Origin of the sequence: Maribacter halichondriae, assembly GCF_027474825.1 — a bacterium.
Lineage (GTDB): Bacteria > Bacteroidota > Bacteroidia > Flavobacteriales > Flavobacteriaceae > Meishania > Meishania halichondriae.
The window spans coordinates 2,819,635-2,840,546 of the sequence record NZ_CP107030.1 but is presented as its reverse complement, the minus strand read 5'-3'; the positions used below and the strand labels follow the sequence as shown (position 1 = coordinate 2,840,546).

General features: G+C 40.7%; 18 protein-coding genes and 4 pseudogenes. 9 read left to right on the top strand and 13 right to left on the bottom strand.

Going from position 1 to position 20,912, the window contains the following annotated elements; genetic code table 11:
• Positions 1 to 2 precede the first annotated feature (2 nt).
• Positions 3 to 482, bottom strand: coding sequence for a hypothetical protein (locus tag N8A86_RS13100; RefSeq protein ID WP_273565799.1), 480 nt, complete (start codon positions 480 to 482; stop codon positions 3 to 5).
• Between the two features lie 206 nt (positions 483 to 688).
• Between N8A86_RS13100 and N8A86_RS13095 the strand changes: the two genes are divergently transcribed.
• Both N8A86_RS13095 and N8A86_RS13090 read left to right on the top strand, forming a co-directional pair.
• The gene (locus tag N8A86_RS13095; RefSeq protein ID WP_273565798.1) at positions 689 to 1,537 is read left to right on the top strand and encodes a DUF4349 domain-containing protein; all 849 of its coding nucleotides are present in this window, start codon (positions 689 to 691) and stop codon (positions 1,535 to 1,537) included.
• A gap of 18 nt (positions 1,538 to 1,555) precedes the next feature.
• On the top strand, positions 1,556 to 2,740 hold the full coding sequence (locus N8A86_RS13090) for a vWA domain-containing protein (RefSeq protein WP_273565797.1): 1,185 nt from the start codon (positions 1,556 to 1,558) through the stop codon (positions 2,738 to 2,740).
• An 85-nt stretch (positions 2,741 to 2,825) separates the two neighbouring features.
• On the opposite strand, the pseudogene N8A86_RS13085 reads toward N8A86_RS13090, so the two are convergent.
• A pseudogene (locus N8A86_RS13085) lies at positions 2,826 to 3,841 on the bottom strand (PorP/SprF family type IX secretion system membrane protein).
• A gap of 118 nt (positions 3,842 to 3,959) precedes the next feature.
• On the opposite strand from N8A86_RS13085, the gene N8A86_RS13080 reads away from it, so the two are divergent.
• The 7 genes and pseudogenes from N8A86_RS13080 to N8A86_RS13055 all read left to right on the top strand — a co-directional run bounded on the left by N8A86_RS13080 (position 3,960) and on the right by N8A86_RS13055 (position 10,176).
• Positions 3,960 to 4,862, top strand: coding sequence for a NifU family protein (locus N8A86_RS13080; protein ID WP_273565796.1), 903 nt, complete (start codon positions 3,960 to 3,962; stop codon positions 4,860 to 4,862).
• Positions 4,863 to 5,026: 164 nt separating this feature from the next.
• Complete coding sequence (locus N8A86_RS13075) at positions 5,027 to 5,227, top strand: dodecin family protein (RefSeq protein ID WP_273565795.1); 201 nt, start codon at positions 5,027 to 5,029, stop codon at positions 5,225 to 5,227.
• A gap of 162 nt (positions 5,228 to 5,389) precedes the next feature.
• Entirely contained in the window at positions 5,390 to 6,628 is a 1,239-nt protein-coding gene (locus N8A86_RS21615; RefSeq protein WP_337251605.1) for a thioredoxin domain-containing protein, read from the top strand.
• Complete coding sequence (locus N8A86_RS21610) at positions 6,592 to 7,425, top strand: thioredoxin domain-containing protein (RefSeq protein ID WP_337251604.1); 834 nt, start codon at positions 6,592 to 6,594, stop codon at positions 7,423 to 7,425. The genes N8A86_RS21615 and N8A86_RS21610 overlap by 37 nt, the downstream gene beginning before the upstream one ends.
• Before the next feature lie 93 nt (positions 7,426 to 7,518).
• Positions 7,519 to 8,348 (top strand): annotated as a pseudogene (locus tag N8A86_RS13065) (mechanosensitive ion channel family protein).
• 102 nt (positions 8,349 to 8,450) lie between these two features.
• A complete protein-coding gene (locus N8A86_RS13060; RefSeq protein WP_273565794.1) occupies positions 8,451 to 9,149 on the top strand; it encodes a hypothetical protein in 699 nt (232 codons plus the stop codon).
• Positions 9,150 to 9,447: 298 nt separating this feature from the next.
• Positions 9,448 to 10,176, top strand: coding sequence for a hypothetical protein (locus tag N8A86_RS13055; RefSeq protein WP_273565793.1), 729 nt, complete (start codon positions 9,448 to 9,450; stop codon positions 10,174 to 10,176).
• On the opposite strand, the gene tsaB is transcribed toward N8A86_RS13055, so the two are convergent.
• The 11 genes and pseudogenes from tsaB to N8A86_RS13005 form a co-directional block, all read right to left on the bottom strand.
• Positions 10,173 to 10,847: a tRNA (adenosine(37)-N6)-threonylcarbamoyltransferase complex dimerization subunit type 1 TsaB gene (gene tsaB, locus N8A86_RS13050; RefSeq protein WP_273565792.1), complete on the bottom strand. Its 675-nt coding sequence runs from the start codon at positions 10,845 to 10,847 to the stop codon at positions 10,173 to 10,175. The genes N8A86_RS13055 and tsaB overlap by 4 nt on opposite strands.
• A 96-nt stretch (positions 10,848 to 10,943) precedes the next feature.
• Complete coding sequence (locus N8A86_RS13045; protein ID WP_273565791.1) at positions 10,944 to 12,293, bottom strand: TolC family protein; 1,350 nt, start codon at positions 12,291 to 12,293, stop codon at positions 10,944 to 10,946.
• 30 nt (positions 12,294 to 12,323) lie between these two features.
• The gene (locus N8A86_RS13040) at positions 12,324 to 13,475 is read right to left on the bottom strand and encodes an efflux RND transporter periplasmic adaptor subunit (protein ID WP_273565790.1); all 1,152 of its coding nucleotides are present in this window, start codon (positions 13,473 to 13,475) and stop codon (positions 12,324 to 12,326) included.
• A 53-nt stretch (positions 13,476 to 13,528) separates the two neighbouring features.
• On the bottom strand, positions 13,529 to 14,791 hold the full coding sequence (locus N8A86_RS13035) for an ABC transporter permease (RefSeq protein ID WP_273565789.1): 1,263 nt from the start codon (positions 14,789 to 14,791) through the stop codon (positions 13,529 to 13,531).
• A gap of 1 nt (position 14,792) precedes the next feature.
• On the bottom strand, positions 14,793 to 15,167 hold the full coding sequence (locus tag N8A86_RS21605; RefSeq protein ID WP_337251603.1) for an ABC transporter permease: 375 nt from the start codon (positions 15,165 to 15,167) through the stop codon (positions 14,793 to 14,795).
• 47 nt (positions 15,168 to 15,214) lie between these two features.
• Entirely contained in the window at positions 15,215 to 16,021 is an 807-nt protein-coding gene (locus tag N8A86_RS13030; protein ID WP_337251602.1) for an ABC transporter permease, read from the bottom strand.
• Positions 16,011 to 16,715: an ABC transporter ATP-binding protein gene (locus tag N8A86_RS13025; RefSeq protein WP_273565788.1), complete on the bottom strand. Its 705-nt coding sequence runs from the start codon at positions 16,713 to 16,715 to the stop codon at positions 16,011 to 16,013. The genes N8A86_RS13030 and N8A86_RS13025 overlap by 11 nt, the downstream gene beginning before the upstream one ends.
• 111 nt (positions 16,716 to 16,826) lie before the next feature.
• Positions 16,827 to 17,939, bottom strand: coding sequence for an efflux RND transporter periplasmic adaptor subunit (locus tag N8A86_RS13020; RefSeq protein ID WP_273565787.1), 1,113 nt, complete (start codon positions 17,937 to 17,939; stop codon positions 16,827 to 16,829).
• Positions 17,940 to 18,031: 92 nt separating this feature from the next.
• Positions 18,032 to 19,290, bottom strand: a pseudogene (locus N8A86_RS13015) (ABC transporter permease).
• A gap of 13 nt (positions 19,291 to 19,303) precedes the next feature.
• Positions 19,304 to 20,550, bottom strand: a pseudogene (locus tag N8A86_RS13010) (ABC transporter permease).
• Between the two features lie 116 nt (positions 20,551 to 20,666).
• Positions 20,667 to 20,879 (bottom strand): hypothetical protein, encoded by a 213-nt coding sequence (locus N8A86_RS13005; RefSeq protein ID WP_273565786.1) that lies wholly within the window; start codon positions 20,877 to 20,879, stop codon positions 20,667 to 20,669.
• Positions 20,880 to 20,912: the final 33 nt, after the last annotated feature.

The following is a 20,912-nucleotide window of genomic DNA, read 5'->3' as shown; positions in this document are numbered from 1 at the left end:
AGCTAATTTTTTTTATCGGCCTGCTTGCCCAATTGTGCGATGGATTGGGTAATAAAATCAATACTCTTGGCAATATCGGTGCGTTTGTAGTAATTGGCCGAATCCAAATAGGTTTTATGCATCGAAACCGCTCTTTTCGAAGAACTTTTCCGGTCAGACGAAGAATTTTTATCCGAATAGCCCTGAACCAGAACATCGATATCTTCATCACTAGTGATCCGATGACGGACCGTTTTAAATTCTGGGCTTTGAAATATCAGCACTTCTCCCAACGGCGCTTCGATCTTAAATTCCCCCAGGCCGTCGGTTATGGCATAGGCACCCGTTGGCGTAGTAATTTCCACCCCCGGAATCGGGGTCAGGTTTTCCTTGCCCTTCACAGAACCCTTGATCTGTACCCTTGAGACATTTTTATGCACTTGGGAAAACGCACTGAGACCGACCAAGAAAAAAAACGTGAATATGTACTTCGTATACTTCATACGTTATGTTCAACAACGTAAACTTAGGGCATTTATGCGGTTCTAAAAAATGCTTAAATTGAAGGATTAAGCATATAAACAGGACTTTTTTAGGCTTCACGCATTCGTTGATACGCTTTACTCATTGAATGGGCTACTTCACTCATTATGCATTTTTTCTGAAAAACTTTCGAAATAGATTTATCCCTGAAAAGAAACCAAAAAAGATGAAGCCACTATTCAAAAAAAGATTTAAGAAATTAATAGGGGCGCTAGCCATAGGATTTATACTATTATTCCTATTTCGCTTGGCGTACGGCTATCAAACCGTGGCCGGGAGTATACCATCGCCTCCAATTTTTCTACAATCGGAAACCCCTCTAGAGGTCCGGAAGAACTACGCCTCAAAAAAGTATAAGGCAAGTGCCGGACAAGCGGCGGTTCGCATGGATCAGAAATATGAAAAAATAGCCGATATACAAACCGTATCGACCGACTTTGACCAAGAAGAGCAGCGTATCAGAAAACAAGTCGAGAACTATAAGGCATTAATCCAATTCGAAAATAAAAATGGGAATGCCGGTTATCGCAATCTCAATCTTATCATTGGTGTCCCTCCCGAAAATTTTGATTCGATATATCATGAACTCATTAAAATCGGAAAGGTACAGGCCAAGCAGATTACAAAAAAGGATAAGACCAACGAATACAAAGAACTGAACGCCAAAAAATCATCCCTGGAAAAAATACGGGAATCACTTATCGAACTTAAATCGAAAGGTGGTAAAATCGATGAATATATGCAGTTGGAAAATCGGATTCTAGAAATCGAACAACAACTACAAGAATTAGGAGTGAGCCTAGGGAACTTTGATGACGAAAACGAATTCTGTACCGTAAAATTCTCCCTTACCGAAGGTCGTGAAATTACTATCGGAATCTTACAACGTATTAAAGTCGCCTTGGAATGGACGGTCAAAACCTATTTGATGCTCATGGCCGCACTTACCTTTATGTGCGCGTTTGCATACCTTTTATTACTAACCATTGAAAAGATTAATCCTAAAACAAAATAGAATAAAAATTAAGATATTATGAAAGATCTAAAAGAAATTTTAGCTATTGGATTTACATCCTTAACCTTAATGACCGCTTATGGTTGCGAAATGAAAATTACAACAAAAGGCACGAACCCCATAATAGCCCAGGCCAGCATGCCTGAGGAAAGGGAAAAAACAGATAATAATATAGTCAAAATTGCCCTTTTACTAGATACTAGCAACAGCATGGATGGTCTGATCAATCAGGCAAAAGCACAACTATGGGATGTTGTCAATAAATTCACCTATGCCAAATGCGGTAACGAGAAAAGACCAAAATTGGAAATCGCATTGTACCAATATGGCAACGACAACCTTTCTTCCAAAGAAGGATATGTTCAGCAGATATTGAACTTCAGCAGCGATTTGGACGATATTTCGGAAAAGCTTTTTTCGCTGACCACCAATGGCGGCGAAGAATATTGTGGAGAGGTCATCCATACCTCGCTAAAACAATTGGATTGGGGCAAGAATCCCGATAACCTCAAGATGATCTTTATAGCAGGCAACGAACCTTTTAATCAGGGTAAATTAAATTATAAGGATGCCGTTACCGATGCGAAGGAAAAAGATATTATTGTCAACACCATTTTCTGCGGAGATTATGAGCAAGGCATCAACACGGATTGGGAAAACGGGGCCATTTTGACAGGAGGCGAATATATGGCCATCAACCACAATCGACAAGTCGTACATATCGATACCCCATATGACGACGTTATCATAAAGTTGAATTCAAAATTGAACAAAACCTATATTTCGTATGGGGCATTAGGCCAATCGAAAATAAGGGCACAGGCCGATCAGGATGCCAATGCAATGCAACTTACAGAAGGTGTCGCCGTCAAACGAGCTGTAAGTAAAAGTTCACATTTGTATAGCAACTCCTCATGGGATTTGGTCGATGCTTCTGAGGAAGACGAGTTCGATGTCGCAAAACTGAAAAAGGATGAGCTACCCCAAGAACTAAAAGGAAAATCGACCCAAGAAATCGAATCTTACATCGAAGAAAAAAAATCAGAACGCTCTAGAATACAAAAAGAGATTCAAGAGCTCAATGGGAAACGTGAGGTCTTTATCGCCAAAAATCAAAAAGAAGGTTCAAAAGGAGAATTGGAAAATGCGATGCTCGAGGCCATTCAAAAACAGGCGGCTCGAAAAAATTATACATGGGAGTAAACACCGATATAGATTACATTGTTGAACGCAGTAGGTTGGTCGGTGTTTAGTGAAGGGGTCTGTTCTGAAATGAACAGGCCCTTTTTTACTGTGCAGCCGGACAATAACAATCGTATCGTCGTTCGGCCTGACCGAAATCGTATCCGAGGGTTATCTGGTGAAAACCGCCATTGTCGAATCGAATATCACCCATCTGATAAGAGTAATTATAGGAGACCATAAAATTCTTGATGTTCGCACCTACAATGGGCGTAATCAATTGAAGTCGCTGCTCCCCAAAACTATCGGTTGTTTGAAACTGTGCACCATCGAAACTTCGGCGGTATGAGAGTCCGCCCCAGATTCTTCCGAAATCGACATCCTTATAGACCTTGGCATTGATATCCAATGATTTTTCTTGGGTAAAATCGGTCATTTGAAATAGTACCGAAGGTTCGAATTGCCATTCTTGTCTTCCGAAGATATATCCCGCAGAAACGAGATACCTTCTCAGATTATCGATAAGGAATTGTTCAGGATTGTCTTGTCGATCTTGATAGTATAAAGTTCTTTTGCTATTCAAAGCATTCAAAACCGCTACGTGGGCATAGAATTCCATGAGATTGTAAGACATACCGAAATCCACATTAAAATAGGTAGCACTAATCTTAGTTCTACTAATTGCAGGATCCGGTTGAACGGATTGAAATTCGGTCTCATCAAGACTGCTTTGCAAAATAGTCGGACTAAGGCCAAAAGATAATTGGTTCAGGTTTCTTATGTCGCCACCTAATTTCAAATGATGGGCATAGGTCAATTTGAGTCCTGTTTGGGAATGGTACCCATTGGCATCATTAAAGAAAATAGCACCTACTCCACTTGGGGTCTCCCCGATTCTAAAATTAGCGTTTAAGGTCTGCAAATTGGGCGCATCTTGCACATCGAACCACTGCATACGTGCGGTGGCCCTTATCTTCCCCCCTGCCCGATTCCGGCCATTGAAGGGTATACCAAATAATAGTTGTCTGATAAATAATCAAAATATACGGGAATTCCTTCCTGGGCATATGACTGAAAGCCAAAAACCAAAAAAGAAAATAAGAGCAGTACGCGCTGTTTCATCAAAGATCGGGAGCTAGTTAAAATCCTTTAAATATAAAGTATAACGGTTGAAATGCCACATTATTATATGCTAATTAACTTAGAAAATGGTTGTATTTTTGTAAAAAATTGGAATATCATGAAGGAGTATTCGATTACGGTCGTGCCGACCAACAATCCAGCCATTTTGAAGTTCGAGGCCAATCATCAATTGGTAAAGTTCAAAAACTATGAGTTCAAGAATATCGACGAGGCCAAGAATTCGCCCTTGGCGCAGCAATTGTTTTATCTTCCTTTTATAAAAACAGTATACGTTTCCGGAAATTTTATTGGGCTTGAACGTTTCGATATTGTCGCATGGGACGATGTTAAAGACGAAGTGGCGCAGCAATTGGTCGAATATCTAAATGCGGGTGAGCCCATCGTCAATGAAGAAGAAATTAAAGGAAAATTACCAGTAACGGTGTATGCCGAGGTTACCCCGAACCCTGCGGTAATGAAATTTGTGGCCAACAAAAAAATCGTGCCGACGACCTTCGAGTTCAAAAATATCGACGAAGCCAAAGGTTCCGAACTTGCCAAGCAGTTGTTTCATTTTCCGTTTGTAAAAGAAGTTTTTATTGATGAGAATTACGTGTCGGTAAGTAAGTTCGATGTCGCCGAATGGGACGACATTACTTTAGAACTTCGTGAGATGATCCGAGATTTTTTAGCTGACGGAAAAGAAGTCGTTTCTTCGGAAAGTGTTATCCAAAAGAGCGCCGAAGCACCAAAAACACAGTTACAGAACGAAAATCTAGATGAAACCTCAAAACAAATAATCGACATTCTGGAAGAATATGTCAAGCCCGCAGTGGCAAGTGATGGCGGCAATATTCTCTTTAAGTCGTACGAAGAAGAAAGCAAAACGGTGAACGTTATTCTTCAGGGTGCGTGCAGTGGTTGCCCTTCTTCGACCTTTACCTTAAAAAACGGCATCGAGACCATGCTAAAAAATATGATGGGCGATAAGGTAAACGAAGTGGTGGCATTGAACGGGTAAAAGGAAAAATTCCAAATTCTAAAAAAAGGAAAAATATCAGGGACAAATCTTAGAAGACAAGAATATAGAGACAAACACCATTTAAGTCAAATTTTAGTCAGTATTCAATTCATTTTTCTGTCCTATATTTCATATATTATCCCGAATCTAAAAACAAATATATTATGGGAGTTTTAAAAGTTATAGAAGTATTGGCCAATTCAGATAATGGTTGGGAAGATGCTGCAAAAAATGCGGTCTCTGAAGCATCAAAGTCCGTCAAGAACATTCGCTCGGTATATATCAATGAGCAAAGTGCCACGGTAAAAGATGGAAAAATTGATAATTACAGGGTAAATGTGAAAATTACCTTTGAAGTGAAATAGTTCTTATACCATACTTGAAAAGCGTCCATCTAGGTTTATAATCAAAGAGGGCGCTTTTTTTATGGCTATCTTTAATCTTAGCCATGTACTATGAGACCTATTTACCGACTTTCCGTCCTTTTACTCTTCATGGTCCATGGTCAGGCCCAAAAAACAGATGAGATGAACTTTGAACACACGAATGCCCTTATTAACGAAACTAGCCCGTACCTGCTACAGCATGCCCACAACCCCATAAACTGGGAAGCCTGGAGTCCGGAAGTTTTAACACGGGCGAAAAAAGAAAATAAATTTTTGCTAATCAGTATCGGATATGCCGCATGCCATTGGTGTCATGTTATGGAACATGAGTGTTTTGAAGATGAAGAGGTCGCTATGGTCATGAACGAAAACTTCATCAACATTAAAATTGACAGGGAAGAACGCCCCGATATCGATCATATTTATATGGATGCCCTGCAGATGATGACAGGTAGCGGAGGTTGGCCCTTGAATATCGTAGCACTGCCAGATGGAAGGCCTTTCTGGGGCGCTACTTATGTCAAAAAGAACGACTGGATAAAGATATTAACACAACTTTCTGAAATCTATGAAAAAGACACCGAAAAAGTAAAGGAGTATGCCCAAAAACTGTCCGAGGGCATCAAAGCCATCAATTTGGTGGAGATAAAACCCAATGCCTCGGTGATGACTTCAGGGCAAATTGACAAAGCTGTCGAACATTGGTCATCTTACTTTGATATTTTTTTAGGAGGATATAAGCGCGCCCCTAAATTCATGATGCCCGTTAATTTGAATTTTTTATTGCACTATGGTATCGCAAAAGAGGATGACAAAATTCTTGAATATGTCAATACCACGTTGACCAAAATGGCTTGGGGCGGAATCTTCGACCACGTCGGCGGGGGCTTCTCAAGATACTCCGTAGACACCAAATGGCATGTGCCCCATTTTGAAAAAATGCTCTATGACAATGGGCAGCTGACCAGTCTGTATGCCAAGGCCTATGCCGCCACCAAAAATGAACTTTACAAAGAAACAGTAGAACGTATGATCGAGTTTATCAAAAGTGAATTGACCGATACGTCATTCGGATTCTACTCCTCTTTGGATGCCGACAGTCTCAATGAAGCCGGGGAACTAGAAGAAGGTGCTTATTATGTTTGGACGGAAGAAGAACTGAAATCACTTTTAGGAAATGACTTCACGATTTTTAAAGACTACTATAATATCAACAGCTATGGCCATTGGGAACATGGCAACTACGTACTTATCCGGGATTCGGAGGATGAAAAAATTGCGAAAAAACATACTATCGGACTCACGGAAATGAAGCAAATCCTGAAAAAAGTCGTGAAATACTTTTGGAGGAACGGAACAAAAGAAACAGGCCCAGATTAGATGATAAAATCTTGACCTCTTGGAACGGGTTGATGCTCAAAGGACTTACTGACGCCTATCGTTATGTCGGAAATCCTGAATATTTGGATCTGGCCCTTAAAAATGGTGAGTTCATAAATACGAACCTAATGAAAGAAGATGGCGGCCTATATCACAATTATAAAAATGGAAAAAGTACCATAAACGGTTATCTTGAAGATTACGCCTCCGTAATAGAGGCATATTTGGGGCTGTATGAGATTACCTTTGATGAAAAATGGCTAAAACGTTCAAAAGCTTTGAGCGACCACTGTTTGACGCACTTTTATGACGCCGAAAGTGGCATGTTCTTTTTTACTGCAAAAGAAGACGATTTTGTCATCCGTAGAACGATTGAAACCACCGACAATGTTGTTCCGAGTTCGAATTCCATTATGGCGAAAAACCTTTTTAAACTCTCACGTCTTTATCCTGACAACAAGTATGAGGAAGTTGCAATTCAAATGCTAAAAAACCTTCAAGACAACTTGAAAGAAAATGCCCAAAGCCATGCAAATTGGCTACAGTTGGCATTCTATTTTGATCGTCCCTTTTACGAAGTTGCCATCGTGGGGAAAGATTTCAAAGAGAAAGCCCAAATATTGGCATCGCATTACCTACCAAATTCCATCTTGGCCGGAACCTTGAAGGAGAGTACCGTTTCCGTTCTAGAAAATCGCTACAAAGAAAATGAAACCTTAATCTATGTTTGTGAGCATGGTTCTTGTAAACTCCCATTGACCCAGGCGGATAAAGCATTGACCCAATTGCCGTTTTGATTTTAGAATTAACAATAGTTTAAATGTTATTACTTGATTTCACACTTCCGATTTTTTAGGTTACCCATTTCTAAATTAAAACTACTCAGAAAAATGAAAGAATTAACGAATTACCAAGAACATGTGGACAATGCCATCGATTGGATCTGGAATGCCTTGCCGAACTTGCTCATGGCCCTTGTCATTCTTATTATCGGCATTTGGCTCATGCGACTGATAAACCGCTTGGTGCGCAAATTTTTGAAAAGAAAGATTACGACCCCACCTTAGAGACCTTTTTGCAAAGTTTCATTAAGGTTGCTCTAAAGGCTCTACTATTTGTATTGGTAGTAACACAACTTGGGGTCAAATCGTCTTCCCTTGTGGCGATTGTAGGTGCCGCCGGACTTGCCATCGGACTCGCACTTCAAGGGTCTTTGGCCAACTTTGCAGGTGGAGTACTTATTCTACTGTTCAAACCCTTTAAAGTAGGTGATTGGATATCGGCACAAGGTGTCGACGGTACCGTTAAGGAGATAACGATTTTCACAACGAAGTTGAACACCTTCGGCAATCAAGTCGCCATTCTTCCCAACGGCCAATTGAGCAACAACAATATCATTAATTACAATGCGGAAAATATCAGACGTGATAAAATCGATGTGGGCATCGGCTATGGCTCTAACATCAAAAAGGCCAAAGATATTCTTATAGAGATCTGTGCGGATAGGGAGACCATACTTACCGAGCCTGTTCCTGAAGTGTATGTAGGAGAACTGGCCGATAGCTCGGTAAACCTCACCTTAAGATTCTGGGCAAAAAACGAAGATTTCTGGGCAGCCCATTTTTATGTTCTAGAGGAATTGAAATATCGATTCGACGAAGCGGGCATTGAAATCCCATTTCCGCAGAGGGTGGTTCATTCACCAGGTCAGAACGAATAATAATTTTAACATAATGGTGATAACCAGCGAGGATAAATTACTATCATAAATAGTCTATTTTCGGAACGATTTTTGCTATATTTAAAGAAACAACGTCTGATTATGAGAAATTTAGCCTTTTTACTCTTTTTTGTATCGCATTTCAGTTTTTCACAATATGAAGGTCCGCGCACTGCTGCGCAAGTTGGCACTGTTTATAGGGAAGTACCCATAAGTGGCACACAATATGTCAATGAGATGTATCAAAAAGGAGAGGCCATAATGAACGGTAAAACCACAGGTGAAATTTTAATGCGTTATGATGCCTATCATGAAGTGGTCGAGTTCTTGGAAAATGGCAAACCTCGCAAATTGTTACGGGGAAAAAACATCACGGCCATAATAGATGGTGTACGCTATGAGGTTGTCGAGTTTAATGAAAAGGGCAAATCCAAATTAGGATACCTGAGTCCGTTAAACGAGGGTGAGACGGTTTTGTACTACAGACCTAAGAAACAATTTATTCAAGCCGAAAATCCTGAAAACGGGTATGATGATTATCAACCCGCAACATTTAAGGATATTTCAACGTATTATATCAAAAGTGGAGATACTCCAGCTACTGAGGTCAGATTGAGCAAGAGCAGTATTCTCAAAAAATTGTCGGATCAAAAACCCGTATTAAAAAAATATATTTTGGAACATGACTTAGATTTTAAAAGTATGGAAGATGTTACAAAACTTCTTGCGTACTATAATACCATCAAGAAAACTTCGGGTTCGATTCATAACTCTGAGATGGGTACTACAGTTGGAAAATAAGTATACCGATAAAATAAAGGGTAAATCGTTGACCGAGCACAAGAAAGCATTTGTTGGGTTTTCGATTCAATTCGTTAGCCGTGCCCTTAAATCGTAAATCCCAACTTAGTGAAGCGCTGAAATATCGATTTGACGGGGTTCATAGCCCTACCTATTTCGCAAGGCGATATTCAAGCAAAAGAATTAAAAGCAGAAATTATTGCAGTATGAAAAGAGGGTTAGGACTTTTTAACCACAATTAGAAGTAGCTCAGGTTTTGACGAAATTAAACGCCAATCATTCAATAAAGTAAAGTTTAATGAAAATCTTAATTTTCATTTTTGGTATTTTCTCGGTCCTACGCATTACCGCTCAAGAGGTTTCTGAACGATTCGAGGTTTTGGAAAATGGAGATGAATTTACCTTGAAAGTTTCTCGGACAATTGATGACCAACGAGATTTTGTGGTAGAAGGCAGTCCTTACTTAGATAAGGAATTCAAACCCGGAAGATGGAAATTGGCTAACCGGTCGAGTCAAGAAGCGTCAATGCGCTATAATGGCTATTACGATGCCATACAACTAAACCAGAACGGCGATACATTCTATTTACGGAAAAGTCCGGATGTTACGGCGGAAATCGGAGGTATTCGCTATGAGTTTGTAGCGTATCTGAATCATGGAAATCTCAAATCCGGTTATATGACTCCGTTGAATCAAGGCAACACGGTTTTATATCTAAGAAGCACCAAGATACTTATACCTCCCCGTAGACCGCAACATGGTTACGATCTTCCCAAGCCCCCAAAGTTCGAGTCTAGAATGGAATATTATCTCAAACAAAAAAATAGACCGGCAAAAGCACTTCTGAATTTAAGCAGAAAAGAGGTTTTTGCCGTTCTTTGGGACAAGTACTCAGAGCTTCGTAAATATGCGAAGCAGAACAAACTGGATATGCGCTCTCAAGAAGAAGTGATACAGGTTCTAAAATATTATGATACCCTAAAGTCCGTAGAACAAGAGGACCCTTCCTTTGAGGATAAACCCTAAGATGTCTTCTTTTTATGTACCAAAAAATCCTTTAGGTAATAGGGCTCAAAATAGGCGGTATTCTCAAAGTCTTTTTGAAGATATTTCCTAAATGATAGCTTGCACATTTCTCGGGCAGAGGGCATAATATCGCTATCAAAACTGATATTCTCATGTTTCAAAAAAGGTTTACATTTTTCCGCGCCGCTTCCTGCAAGTAACACGGAGCCTTTCACAATATAATCGTGAAATGAGTTCTCGTCGATAATTTCGGCCCGTGTTTCACGAACTTCGATGCCGTCATCAAATATCGCGGAATAGACCTCCATTCTGCGGGCATCCAATACAGAAACAATGAAATCATAGTTCAACATATTGCCCTGATTGGCCATACTTTCTAAAGTAGGAATGGAAATCAAAGGAATATCCAACGCAAAACACAATCCTTTGGCGGCCGATACCCCGATACGCAGACCGGTATACGACCCTGGCCCTTTGCTTACCGCAATGGCATCTATCTCATTCATGTTTACCGAAGCCATTTGTAAAACTTCAGCAATTAAAACATGCAATTGCTCGGAATGTGAGTGGTTAGGCGTATCATGTTCTTTTATGGCAAGAAGTTCGCCGTCTTTTGCCAAGCTCACCGAGCAATTGGTAGTAGCCGTTTCTAAGTTCAAGATTAGTGCCATAAGGGAGCAAAGATACATCGAAGCTATAAACCTACAAATACAAAGACCTGTCTGGTTTTGAAAACCGGACAGGTCTATTCAATATGTTTGAAAGGTTTATTTTAGTTCAATAGGAAGTCCGAAATAGAATTCCAATACTTTCAATCTAAAAATATAATCATATTTGGTGCGGACAACATCCGCCTCGGCGTTATCTACTCTAGACTGGGCTTGACTAAAATCGAACGCGTTCATTAAACCTACGTCATAACGCTCTTTAGAGTATTCATAGGCGAGGCGTCTTGCTTCCAGAGTTTTTTGCGCAGCCTGGTACGCTTTTGCAAAACTCTTGACATCGACGTAAGCTTGATTGACATCGGTCTCAAGCGCAAGCTTGTCTTGTTCTAATTGCAACCTTGCCTTTTCGACGTTTATTTGCGAACGTTTGATATTGTTCTTTACCGAAAAACCATTGAAAATAGGTATGTTCAACTGCGCTCCATATGAAATACCATCATTCAGCCACAGTTGATCTTTGAAGCTATCCCTAAAAAGCATACCTGTAATGTTGTCAAAACGCTCTTGATCAGAGTATCTGGTATTATAGTTGAAAAAAGCACCCAAAGTAGGATATAATGACCCTTTGGTAATCTTTAGGTCTTGTTCGGCGAGATCCAAGTTGCCTTCTGAAAATTTGATATCATTTCTAAAGGTAAGTGCTTTGGCAAAAATCTCTTTCGGAGTATAATTCAAAACTTCAGATGGTGGTATCTCCACATCTACATCGGCAACATCGAAGTTCTCATAATCCGTAATCTGTAAAAGCTGAGCCAAGTTGATACGCGATATCAATACCAAATTTTCCGTATTTACGATTTGTTGTTCCAAATTGGCGGCGGTCGCTTCGATTTCCAGAAGGTCACCTTGTGGCAAAACACCCGATTCGACCAATTCGGCCGTGCGTTTCAAATCTTGATCGGTCACTGCATATTGTGCCTGAAATGTTATCAGGGCTTCTTTGTTGGAAACGATCTGCAAATAGGCAATGGCCACATTCAATCGAATATCATCCCTTAGGTCATCCAAACGGTATTGGTTTGCCAAAGCATTCATTTTGGCCCGATGCAGTTGGTTGATATTCCTAAGGCCATCAAAGAGCGTTAACGATGACGTTATGCTCCCAGAAGCGGTAAAGATGGTAGTGGTAACCGGTTGATTATTGGTAGGGTCAAAAGAAAGTCCCGTATTACCCGAAGTACTCAGTTGCGCATTTGCGTTGGGTAAAAAATTACCCAGCGCATCGGAACGATCGATCATTACATTCTCTAGATCCAGCTCAAATTGCGCAATGCTTATGTTGTTTTCTTCGGCATATACGATACATTCTTCAAGCGTCCACTTTTTTTGTTGGGCGACCAATATTCCTATTGAAAATACCAGCAGAAGTGCCGTTAGGTTAAATTTCATGTCTTGATTTTTTGATTTTGATTGATGTTACTATTCTTCGCTATTTTCTTCTGAATCTTCCTCTTCTTCACCTTTCTTTACTGGCTCGGTCCTGTTCCATTGCTTTACCCGATCTTCCTCTGTTAGTCCAGAAACTACTTCAACATTGACCCCGTCGGAAATTCCTATTTCGATGTCCTTTCTTTCGAATTTCTGTTCCTCTTCAGAACCCACGGCTACCTCAACATAGGGCTTATCGGTCTCTTTATCAAATTGCAAAAGCGCTTCCGGTATGACCATGATACTATCCTTTTTTTCTAGAACGATTGAGGCATTCGCACTATATCCGGCACGAACAAAAATGCTGTCGTTTACCTCAACATCACCTTCGATCTTAAACTGAACGGCCCCTGTTTCTTCGACTCCCTTGGGTGCGATAAATCTTAGTTTTGCATTCAGCTCCTGTCCTTCGACAGCACCTAAACTTATTTTAAGCGGAGTTCCTACTTTAAGTTTTGCAACTTCGCCCTCATCTACCTTTCCTTCAAAAATCATCTTGCCCATATCGGCAATAGTAGCAATTGAGGTGCCCTCGTTGAAATTATTGGTTTCAATAACTTGATCACCTTCTTCTACCGGTATTTCAAGGATGGTACCATCAACCGTCGCCCGGATGTTCGTATTGGCCGTTGCCGACCCGCCAGCAGAGCCCCTTCGGATAATCTGATAATCTGCCCTGGCATTTTTCAACTCTTGTTCCGCTTGGTTAAAAGTCAATTGCAGCGTATTGAAATCTTGGCTCGAAATTACACCCTTGTCAAACAGGGTCTTGTTTCTATCATATTCTATTTTGGCATTGTTCAATGCCAACTCGGCATTGCGTACCCTGCCGCTAGCTTGATTCAAAGATTGCTCGTTGGGAACGACCTTAATGACCGCGATCAAATCGCCTGCTTTGACCTTTACACCTTCCTCCAAATATATCTTATCGATAATACCTGAAATTTGGGGCTTTATCTCGATTTCATCTTCTGGTACCACCTTACCGGTAGCCACCGTTTTCATTTCGATGCTGGAGATGAAAGGTTTCTGGGTTTCATAGGTTACCGAAGACTTGCTATTGGATTTTATAAAAAATGCAGCGGCCCATAATGCACCTAGCACCAAAACCCCTATGAGTACGTATTTTACAATTTTATTCATTTCAAGTGTGTTAGTTGTTTTTTAATTGGTTCGATATACTAAAAATTACTTTGCTATTCTTCTCTTAACGCTTCAATGGGTCGAATACTAACGGCCCGTTGCGCAGGTATAAGACCTATTAGGGTTCCTAAAACGACCATAATGACCAATGCTCCTAAAACATAGGGTATCGGCACTGTAGGATTGGTATAGGGAAAATCAGCATCTTTCGTCAAGGTATTTATCAAGGCAAGAACACCGGCACCCAGAATGATACCTAAAATTCCAGCGATAACAGTCAAAAAAACCGATTCTAGAATGATTTGATTACGTACTTCGCCAGGGGTGGCCCCTAAGGCCCTTCGCACACCTAACTCTTTTGTACGTTCTTTTACCGAAATCAAGAGAATATTACCGATACCGATAACCCCTGCGAGAATAGTGGCTATTCCCACGACTAACGACATAAAAGTAAGGCCGTCGGCGAAACCCATTGTACGATTAAAAATTTCTCCCAAATTAGCAGATCCAAAAGCCCTTTCATCTTTGGGATCTACACGGTGAATATTTCTAAGTAAAGCCTTGATGTCTTTTTCTACCTGAACAGCATCTGCATCGTCGTAGGCAGCAATACACATATAGCCAATATTATCCCCTGAATTGTAAAGTTTTCGGTACGTGGTAAAGGGTATGAACATGGCGCTGTCAGAATCAAAACTAACGCCTTCGGCCAATTTTGTCACCCCAATAACTTGAAAATAAATACTACCGACCCGGATATAGGCACCGACCGGATTTTCACCTTTGTCAAAAAGCTCTTGCTCTACCCGTTCCCCAATAACGATAACCTTTCTGGCTTGATCAATATCTTCCTGGTTGATGAACCTTCCACCATCAAATATCTTTTTCGTAGCTATTTTGGTATAAATAGGATAATCACCATTTAAGGTATAACTTCCTGACTTTTGACCTCGGACAGTATAAACGGGTTCATTACCAAATTGCCCCTGCGAAATTCTGGGAGCGATGTATTGAACTTCGGGAATTCTATTCTTTAAGGTTTCAACGTCATCAAGCTTCAATTGCATTTGCCTGCCCGTCTTATAACCATCGTAAGGCATACTTGTACTTTGGCCCCATACGAACATACTGTTGATGGCTACTGTCTTAAATACCTTATCGAAACCATTGTCAAGACCTTTGGCTGCACCTGAAAGGGCAATGTAAATGAAGATGCCCCACAGTACCCCAATGACAGTAATTATCGTTCGGGTCTTGTTCTTACTGATAGAACCAAAGATTTCTTGCCACGTATTTCTGTCGAATATAAATCTCATATTATTCGTCTCTTAATGCTACAATGGGTTTTATTCGTGCCGCCCTTTTCGCTGGAATATACCCGGCAAGTCCGCCGAAAATTATCAAAACTATGGTGGCGAATATGGCTACCGGCATATCTATATAAGGATTCGTGATAAAAAAATCTTCGAGCTTTTTTCCCAACGAACTCAATATTGCGATACCTATAAACATACCGATGATACCTGAAATTGTCGTAATAAAGACCGACTCCAAAAGAATGGTGCTAATTACCGATTTAGGTGTTGCCCCCAAGGCTTTTCTAATCCCGATTTCCTTCGTACGCTCTTTGACTACAAATACCATGATATTACTGATACCAATGATTCCTGCTATAATGGTTCCAAAGGCCACAAAAGCAACAATCAGTTGAAGGACCCTAGCGAGTTGTTGGGTTTGTTTCAGACCCTCGGCAACATTTCGAACAAAAAGTCCATTTTGATCATTCGGACTGATATATTTTTTTCCTTGATGAATTCCGTAAGGCTTTTGTCAAGTGCCAAAGCACCGGCATAGCCCAATTCCGGTTTGAAGGCCACTATTATTTGATCTACTTTATCGGTATTCTTTTCAATCAACTGCCGTGTGGTATACGGAATATATATTCTCCGTTCTTCATCATCACCGCCATCATCTTGATATACACCTATTACTTTAAAAGCACTTCCGGCAATATCAATATATTCTCCGATTGCATTTTGACTTCCAAATAAATCCAATTCTACCAAACGACCGATTACCGCATTCTTTGTTTTCTTATTAATATCAATCGCATTGAGATACCGCCCCCTCATTATTATGGTCTTTTCGGCATCTTGATGAGATGGGGCTACCGCCCTAGTCGAATAATTATTGAACTCATTCTTGTATTTTACCACGCCGCTTCTACTAATTCTAGGAGTGACATATTCAAGAAAAATGGGGAAGTTTTTTTCGATATCGGCGAGATCGCTATTGTCAAATTCTATTTGTCTGCCTGATTTATATCCTTTATAGGGCATCGAAGTCTGCCCTGGAAAGAGATAGATAATGTTTTGGGCATCATCCTCAAAAAATTTTTCAAAAGTATTTATAAGACCATTACCAAGACCGAACAAGGCCACAAAGATCAAAATTCCCAACGCCACGGTAAAGCCCGATAAGAACGTACGCAATTTGTTCTTTTGAATGGTCTCGAATATTTCTTTCCAAGTATCTTTACTGAACATTTGTGACGGCCCTAACTTGTTTTACTTTTTTGTCCTCTAGAATAATACCATCTTTGAGATGCACAATGCGTTTGCACATATGGGCGATATCTTCTTCGTGAGTTACAATCAAGATGGTATTGCCTTGATCATTGATTTTTTGGATGAGTTCCATAACCTCATACGAAGTGGTACTGTCCAAAGCACCGGTCGGCTCATCCGCTAAAAGTACCTTGGGTTCTGCCGCCATGGCGCGGGCAATGGCCACCCTTTGTTTCTGTCCGCCTGAGAGTTCGCTGGGGAGATGCGTTGCCCATTCCTTCAAACCTACCTGTTCCAAATACTTTAGGGCTTTTTCCTCACGTTGCTTTCTTGGCATACGCTGATAATACAAAGGAAGTGCAACATTCTCCATTGCAGTCTTGTAATTTATCAAATTGAAAGATTGAAAAACGAATCCTAAAAACTTATTGCGATAATTTGCCGCCTTGGTCTCATTCAGGTTTACGATAGGCACCCCATCGAGTGTATACGTTCCCTCATCAAGTTCGTCAAGCATACCCAGAATGTTCAATAAGGTAGATTTTCCGGAACCGGATGAACCCATAATGGCAACAAGCTCTCCTTCTTCTACCGAGAAATTGATTCCTTTTAAAACATGCAGGGAATTACTTCCCATTTTATAAGATTTGTGAAGGTCCTTAATTTCAATCATGCTGGTTACATTAGTTATTCGGATGCGATTGTCTCAGGGGGAAGACGTGAATAAGACACCGAAGGTGTTAAATTGTTACAAGATTAGCTCTCAATTTTATGTTAAATAAATCTAGCCCCCAAATTCTTCGGGCTTGATGGCGTTCCATACCTTGATTTTATCATCTTTGTCAATGCCCGACTTTATCTCGACGAAGATACCATCGCTAATGCCCAACTCCAAATCGCGTCGTTCAAATTGCTGGTCACCTGTGGCTACTTCAACGAAGGGTTTTTTGGTTTTTCCGTCAAATTGGACCAGAGCCTCTTTGACGGCCATTACACTATCGGCACGACCTAGAATGATAGAAGCGTTGGCACTAAGTCCAGCTCTGATGAAGGTCGTGTCCTGTTTATTCAAGGTTCCCTTTATCTCAAACTGGATGGCACCGTTTTCGGCATTTCCTTTGGGTGCGATATAATCCAATACGGCATCAAAAACGGCATTCTCAATGGCTCCCACGGTAATTTCCAAAGGCAGGTTCTCCCTGATTTTACCCACTTCGGATTCATCAACCTTGCCCTCGAAAATCATCTTTTCAACATCGGCGATCGCGGCTATGGTAGTACCTTCATTAAAGTTATTGGCCTCAATGACTTGATTGCCGACCTCTACAGGAACTTCGAGAACCATACCACTAACAGTGGCACGTATTTGAGTGTTTGCCGAATTGCCGAAACCTTTCGTGGTTCCGGTCTTCACAATATCGTATCTTTTGTTCGCCGCCGCGTACGATTGTTTGGCTTGATCAAACGTAAGTTGTGCCCGCTCCAAATCGACTTGAGAGACCACCCCTTTTTCAAAGAGGCTTTTTTGGCGATCGAGATTTCTTTTCTGATCTTCCAATGCAATCTTGGCATCCTCAATAGTATTTCTGGCATCGTTAAGAGCACTAAGATTGGGTACTACTTTAATACGTGCCAAAAGATCTCCCGATTTAACAAAATCTCCGCCTTCAACGAATACCTCCTCGATAACCCCTGAAATATTGGGTTTGATAAGTACTTCTTCTAACGGTAAGATGCTTCCGGTCGCGACGGTTTTCTTTACGATGGTCTGGGTCGACGGAGTTTCAGTTTCGTACACTACCGGATCTTCCGCATTTTTTGAATACAGATAATACATAGCCCCGCCAAAAGCGATGACGATGAACAATAATATGATGACGGTTACTTTTTTCTTCATTTTGATTTGAATTTATTGTCATTTCCGCGAAGGCGAAAATCTATTTAGATTGATTGATGTATATTTTTTAGTCATTTTAGAAATCATATCCTTTATTCCCTTCTCAGTGCCTCAATAGGTCGGACTTTTATGGCGCTATTGGCAGGAATGAACCCTGCGAACAAACCCGATACTATCAAGATGATCAATGCTATCGTTACAACACCCAAATTCACGCTCGGGTTCACGAACATCATAACGGGACCACTAACTTCCAATAAATAATTTATCCCATAAATTATCAAGGCCCCGAACGCTATACCCGCCATTCCTGATATAATGGTAAGAAAAATCGACTCCATCAAAATCTGCTTTTTGATGGACCATGGGCTTTCGCCCAATGCACGTCGAATACCAATTTCCTTAGTACGTTCCTTAACAACAATCAGCATGATATTGCTGACCCCGATTATTCCAGACAGCAACACCAATATACCGACGAAATAAGCGATGAGCTCCAAGGCTCCGAAAAGACTTACAACCCTCTGAAATTGTTCGTTTAAATCAAAGAAACCTATTGCCCTTGTATCTTCCGGGTGGATTTTATGATTCTCTTTCATTAAGTTGATAATCTGTTCCTTGATATTGGTAATCGGAACTTCATCAACCGCGGTTATAGCCATCCAACCAACAGTATCCCCCATATTGAAGGCCTGGGAAAAAGACGTGAAGGGAATATAGATTTCCCGTTGCGCATTTTCACTATCACCATCCACGTTGGTTTTTTTATAGGTTCCTATGACCATAAAATTGACATCGTTGATTTTGATATAGGTACCCAAATAATCCTCTCCTGATCGTACAGACTATTTCTAACATCGACACCGATAACGGCCACTTTTCGCTTTTCATTGATATCGCCTTGATTTATGAATCTGCCGGAGGTAATATCCATGGGTTCTTGCTTAATAATCTCAGGATAATCGCCATACACACTGAAGGCACCTGATTTTAATCCACGTACAACATTATTGGAACCCCGAAAATCACCTAGCTGGTTTCTTGGCGAAACATATTGCAAACCTTCCACATTTTCCCAAATATCCGCCACATCTCTAGTCTTATAGTTAAACCGTCTATCTTTAGGAAGTCCCTTATATGGTTTTGTCGCCGTACGGGTCCACATGAACATGGTATTGGTGGCAATATCACCGAAATCGGCACGTATACCATTTTCAAGACCCTTGCCGGCCGCCAGAAGAATAATCAGAATCAAAATGCCCCAAAAAACGCCGAACGCCGTAAGCACCGTCCTGAACCAATTCGTGGTCAGCACTTGCAAAATCTCGTTCCAGCGATCTCTTTTGAACATTTGTACTTTGGTTTTATTCTTCTTTTAAAGCTTCAATAGGCTTGATTTTTGCAGCACGCCACGCCGGAAAAAACCGGCCAACGTACCCGCAAAAATCAACAGTAAGACAGTCGTAAAGGCAACATTAAAATCAATGGAGGGATTAACAACATAGTCGACTTCAACATGTGGGCCTACCAGTTCCAAAAGCCCCATGCTGAAAATGAGTCCGCCAAAACCGGACACCGCCGTTACGAAAATCGCCTCGTGCAAAATCATACCGATAATCGACCAGGGTTTGGCACCCAATGCTTTTCTAATCCCTATTTCGCGAGTCCGTTCTTTAACGATGATCAACATGATATTGCTTACACCAACAATACCGGCAATTATCGTACAGACACCTACAAACCAAAAGAAAAATTTGATGCCACCAATCAAATTCATAAATCGCTGTACATTCTCCAAAGTGTTGAAGGTATTTATCGCGCTCTCATCATCTGGGGCAACGGTATGAGCTTGTTTAAGGTAGGTCTTCATTTCTTCGGTGAACTTTATCGACTCTTTCAAAGTCTGTTCAAAGGTAGCGGCCGGTTTCAGGGTAAAGTACATCATGTTCAAGCTATCCCCACCGTTAAAAACACGCTGCCCTGTACTTAATGGGATATAAATACGATCCTCTTCGCGTTCACCACCCTTATCTCCATAAACACCGATTATCTGAAAGCTCAAATCGGCTATTTTCAATTCTCGCCCAACGGGATTCTCCTCGTTTTGAAGCAGTTCTCTATGAACTTTATTACTGATTACCGCGACCTTGGAAACCGTCTCATGATCTTTGTAGTTTAAGAATCGCCCTTGTGAAATGAATTCGTTTTCAATAAACTGGTATTCGGGAGAAATGCCCTGAACAGAATAGGCTCCAGATTCCTTTTTGTAGTTGATACTGGCATTGAATACCCTAAAATTGGGGGACTTGTACTCCAATTGATCGGCGTATTTATCCTCGATATACTTGTAGTTCTCATTTCTCAATCGGATAGGGCGTCCAGGATTGAGTCCTTTGTATTCCTTCGTCGTTACTTGGGTCCAAACCCCAAGACGGTTGCTCGCATCCTCCTCAAATTCTTGGGCAATACCATTTTGCATACCTTGCCCAAAACCCAATAAGATTACGAGAATAAAAATGCCGGAAGCTACCGAAAGGCCAGTAAGAATCGTCCGTAATCTATTTTTACGGATAGTATCAAAGATTTCTTGCCATCTTTCGATGTCGAACATGAGATTGATTTTGATTGATGAGCACAATAAAGCTATTGTGCTTTAATAAGACTATAATGTTATGTTATTGTTACAGCCGAATTTCTTAAAAAGTGTTAAAATTCATTAACACCGGGTCAATTCCTCATTTTCCGATAAACAAAGTAGAAAAGACCAGCTACCAAAACATAGGGGATGGCCATCAAATAAACAATGCCGTTGTTTATACCTTCAGCAGTCTCGGTATTGCCGCCACTTTCAAGTACGGCACGGCACATGGCACATTGCGCATCGATGAACTGAGGAAGTAACAGCGTTACCAATATTAATATTACAAGTCTTTTTTTCATAACATCTGGTGCTTCGCAGCACTTTTAAATGGA

Bases quoted from the DNA above. Each gene is read 5' to 3' on its own strand.
- N8A86_RS13060 (WP_273565794.1), top strand. From the start codon at position 8,451: ATGAGAAATTTAGCCTTTTTACTCTTTTTTGTATCGCATTTCAGTTTT.
- N8A86_RS13090 (WP_273565797.1), top strand. From the start codon at position 1,556: ATGAAAGATCTAAAAGAAATTTTAGCTATTGGATTTACATCCTTAACC.
- N8A86_RS13095 (WP_273565798.1), top strand. From the start codon at position 689: ATGAAGCCACTATTCAAAAAAAGATTTAAGAAATTAATAGGGGCGCTA.
- N8A86_RS21615 (WP_337251605.1), top strand. From the start codon at position 5,390: ATGAACTTTGAACACACGAATGCCCTTATTAACGAAACTAGCCCGTAC.
- N8A86_RS13040 (WP_273565790.1), bottom strand. From the start codon at position 13,475: ATGAATAAAATTGTAAAATACGTACTCATAGGGGTTTTGGTGCTAGGT.
- N8A86_RS13020 (WP_273565787.1), bottom strand. From the start codon at position 17,939: ATGAAGAAAAAAGTAACCGTCATCATATTATTGTTCATCGTCATCGCT.
- N8A86_RS13035 (WP_273565789.1), bottom strand. From the start codon at position 14,791: ATGAGATTTATATTCGACAGAAATACGTGGCAAGAAATCTTTGGTTCT.
- N8A86_RS13005 (WP_273565786.1), bottom strand. From the start codon at position 20,879: ATGAAAAAAAGACTTGTAATATTAATATTGGTAACGCTGTTACTTCCT.
- N8A86_RS13100 (WP_273565799.1), bottom strand. From the start codon at position 482: ATGAAGTATACGAAGTACATATTCACGTTTTTTTTCTTGGTCGGTCTC.
- N8A86_RS13045 (WP_273565791.1), bottom strand. From the start codon at position 12,293: ATGAAATTTAACCTAACGGCACTTCTGCTGGTATTTTCAATAGGAATA.
- N8A86_RS13080 (WP_273565796.1), top strand. From the start codon at position 3,960: ATGAAGGAGTATTCGATTACGGTCGTGCCGACCAACAATCCAGCCATT.
- N8A86_RS13025 (WP_273565788.1), bottom strand. From the start codon at position 16,715: ATGATTGAAATTAAGGACCTTCACAAATCTTATAAAATGGGAAGTAAT.
- N8A86_RS13030 (WP_337251602.1), bottom strand. From the start codon at position 16,021: ATGTTCAGTAAAGATACTTGGAAAGAAATATTCGAGACCATTCAAAAG.
- tsaB (WP_273565792.1), bottom strand. From the start codon at position 10,847: ATGGCACTAATCTTGAACTTAGAAACGGCTACTACCAATTGCTCGGTG.
- N8A86_RS13075 (WP_273565795.1), top strand. From the start codon at position 5,027: ATGGGAGTTTTAAAAGTTATAGAAGTATTGGCCAATTCAGATAATGGT.
- N8A86_RS13055 (WP_273565793.1), top strand. From the start codon at position 9,448: ATGAAAATCTTAATTTTCATTTTTGGTATTTTCTCGGTCCTACGCATT.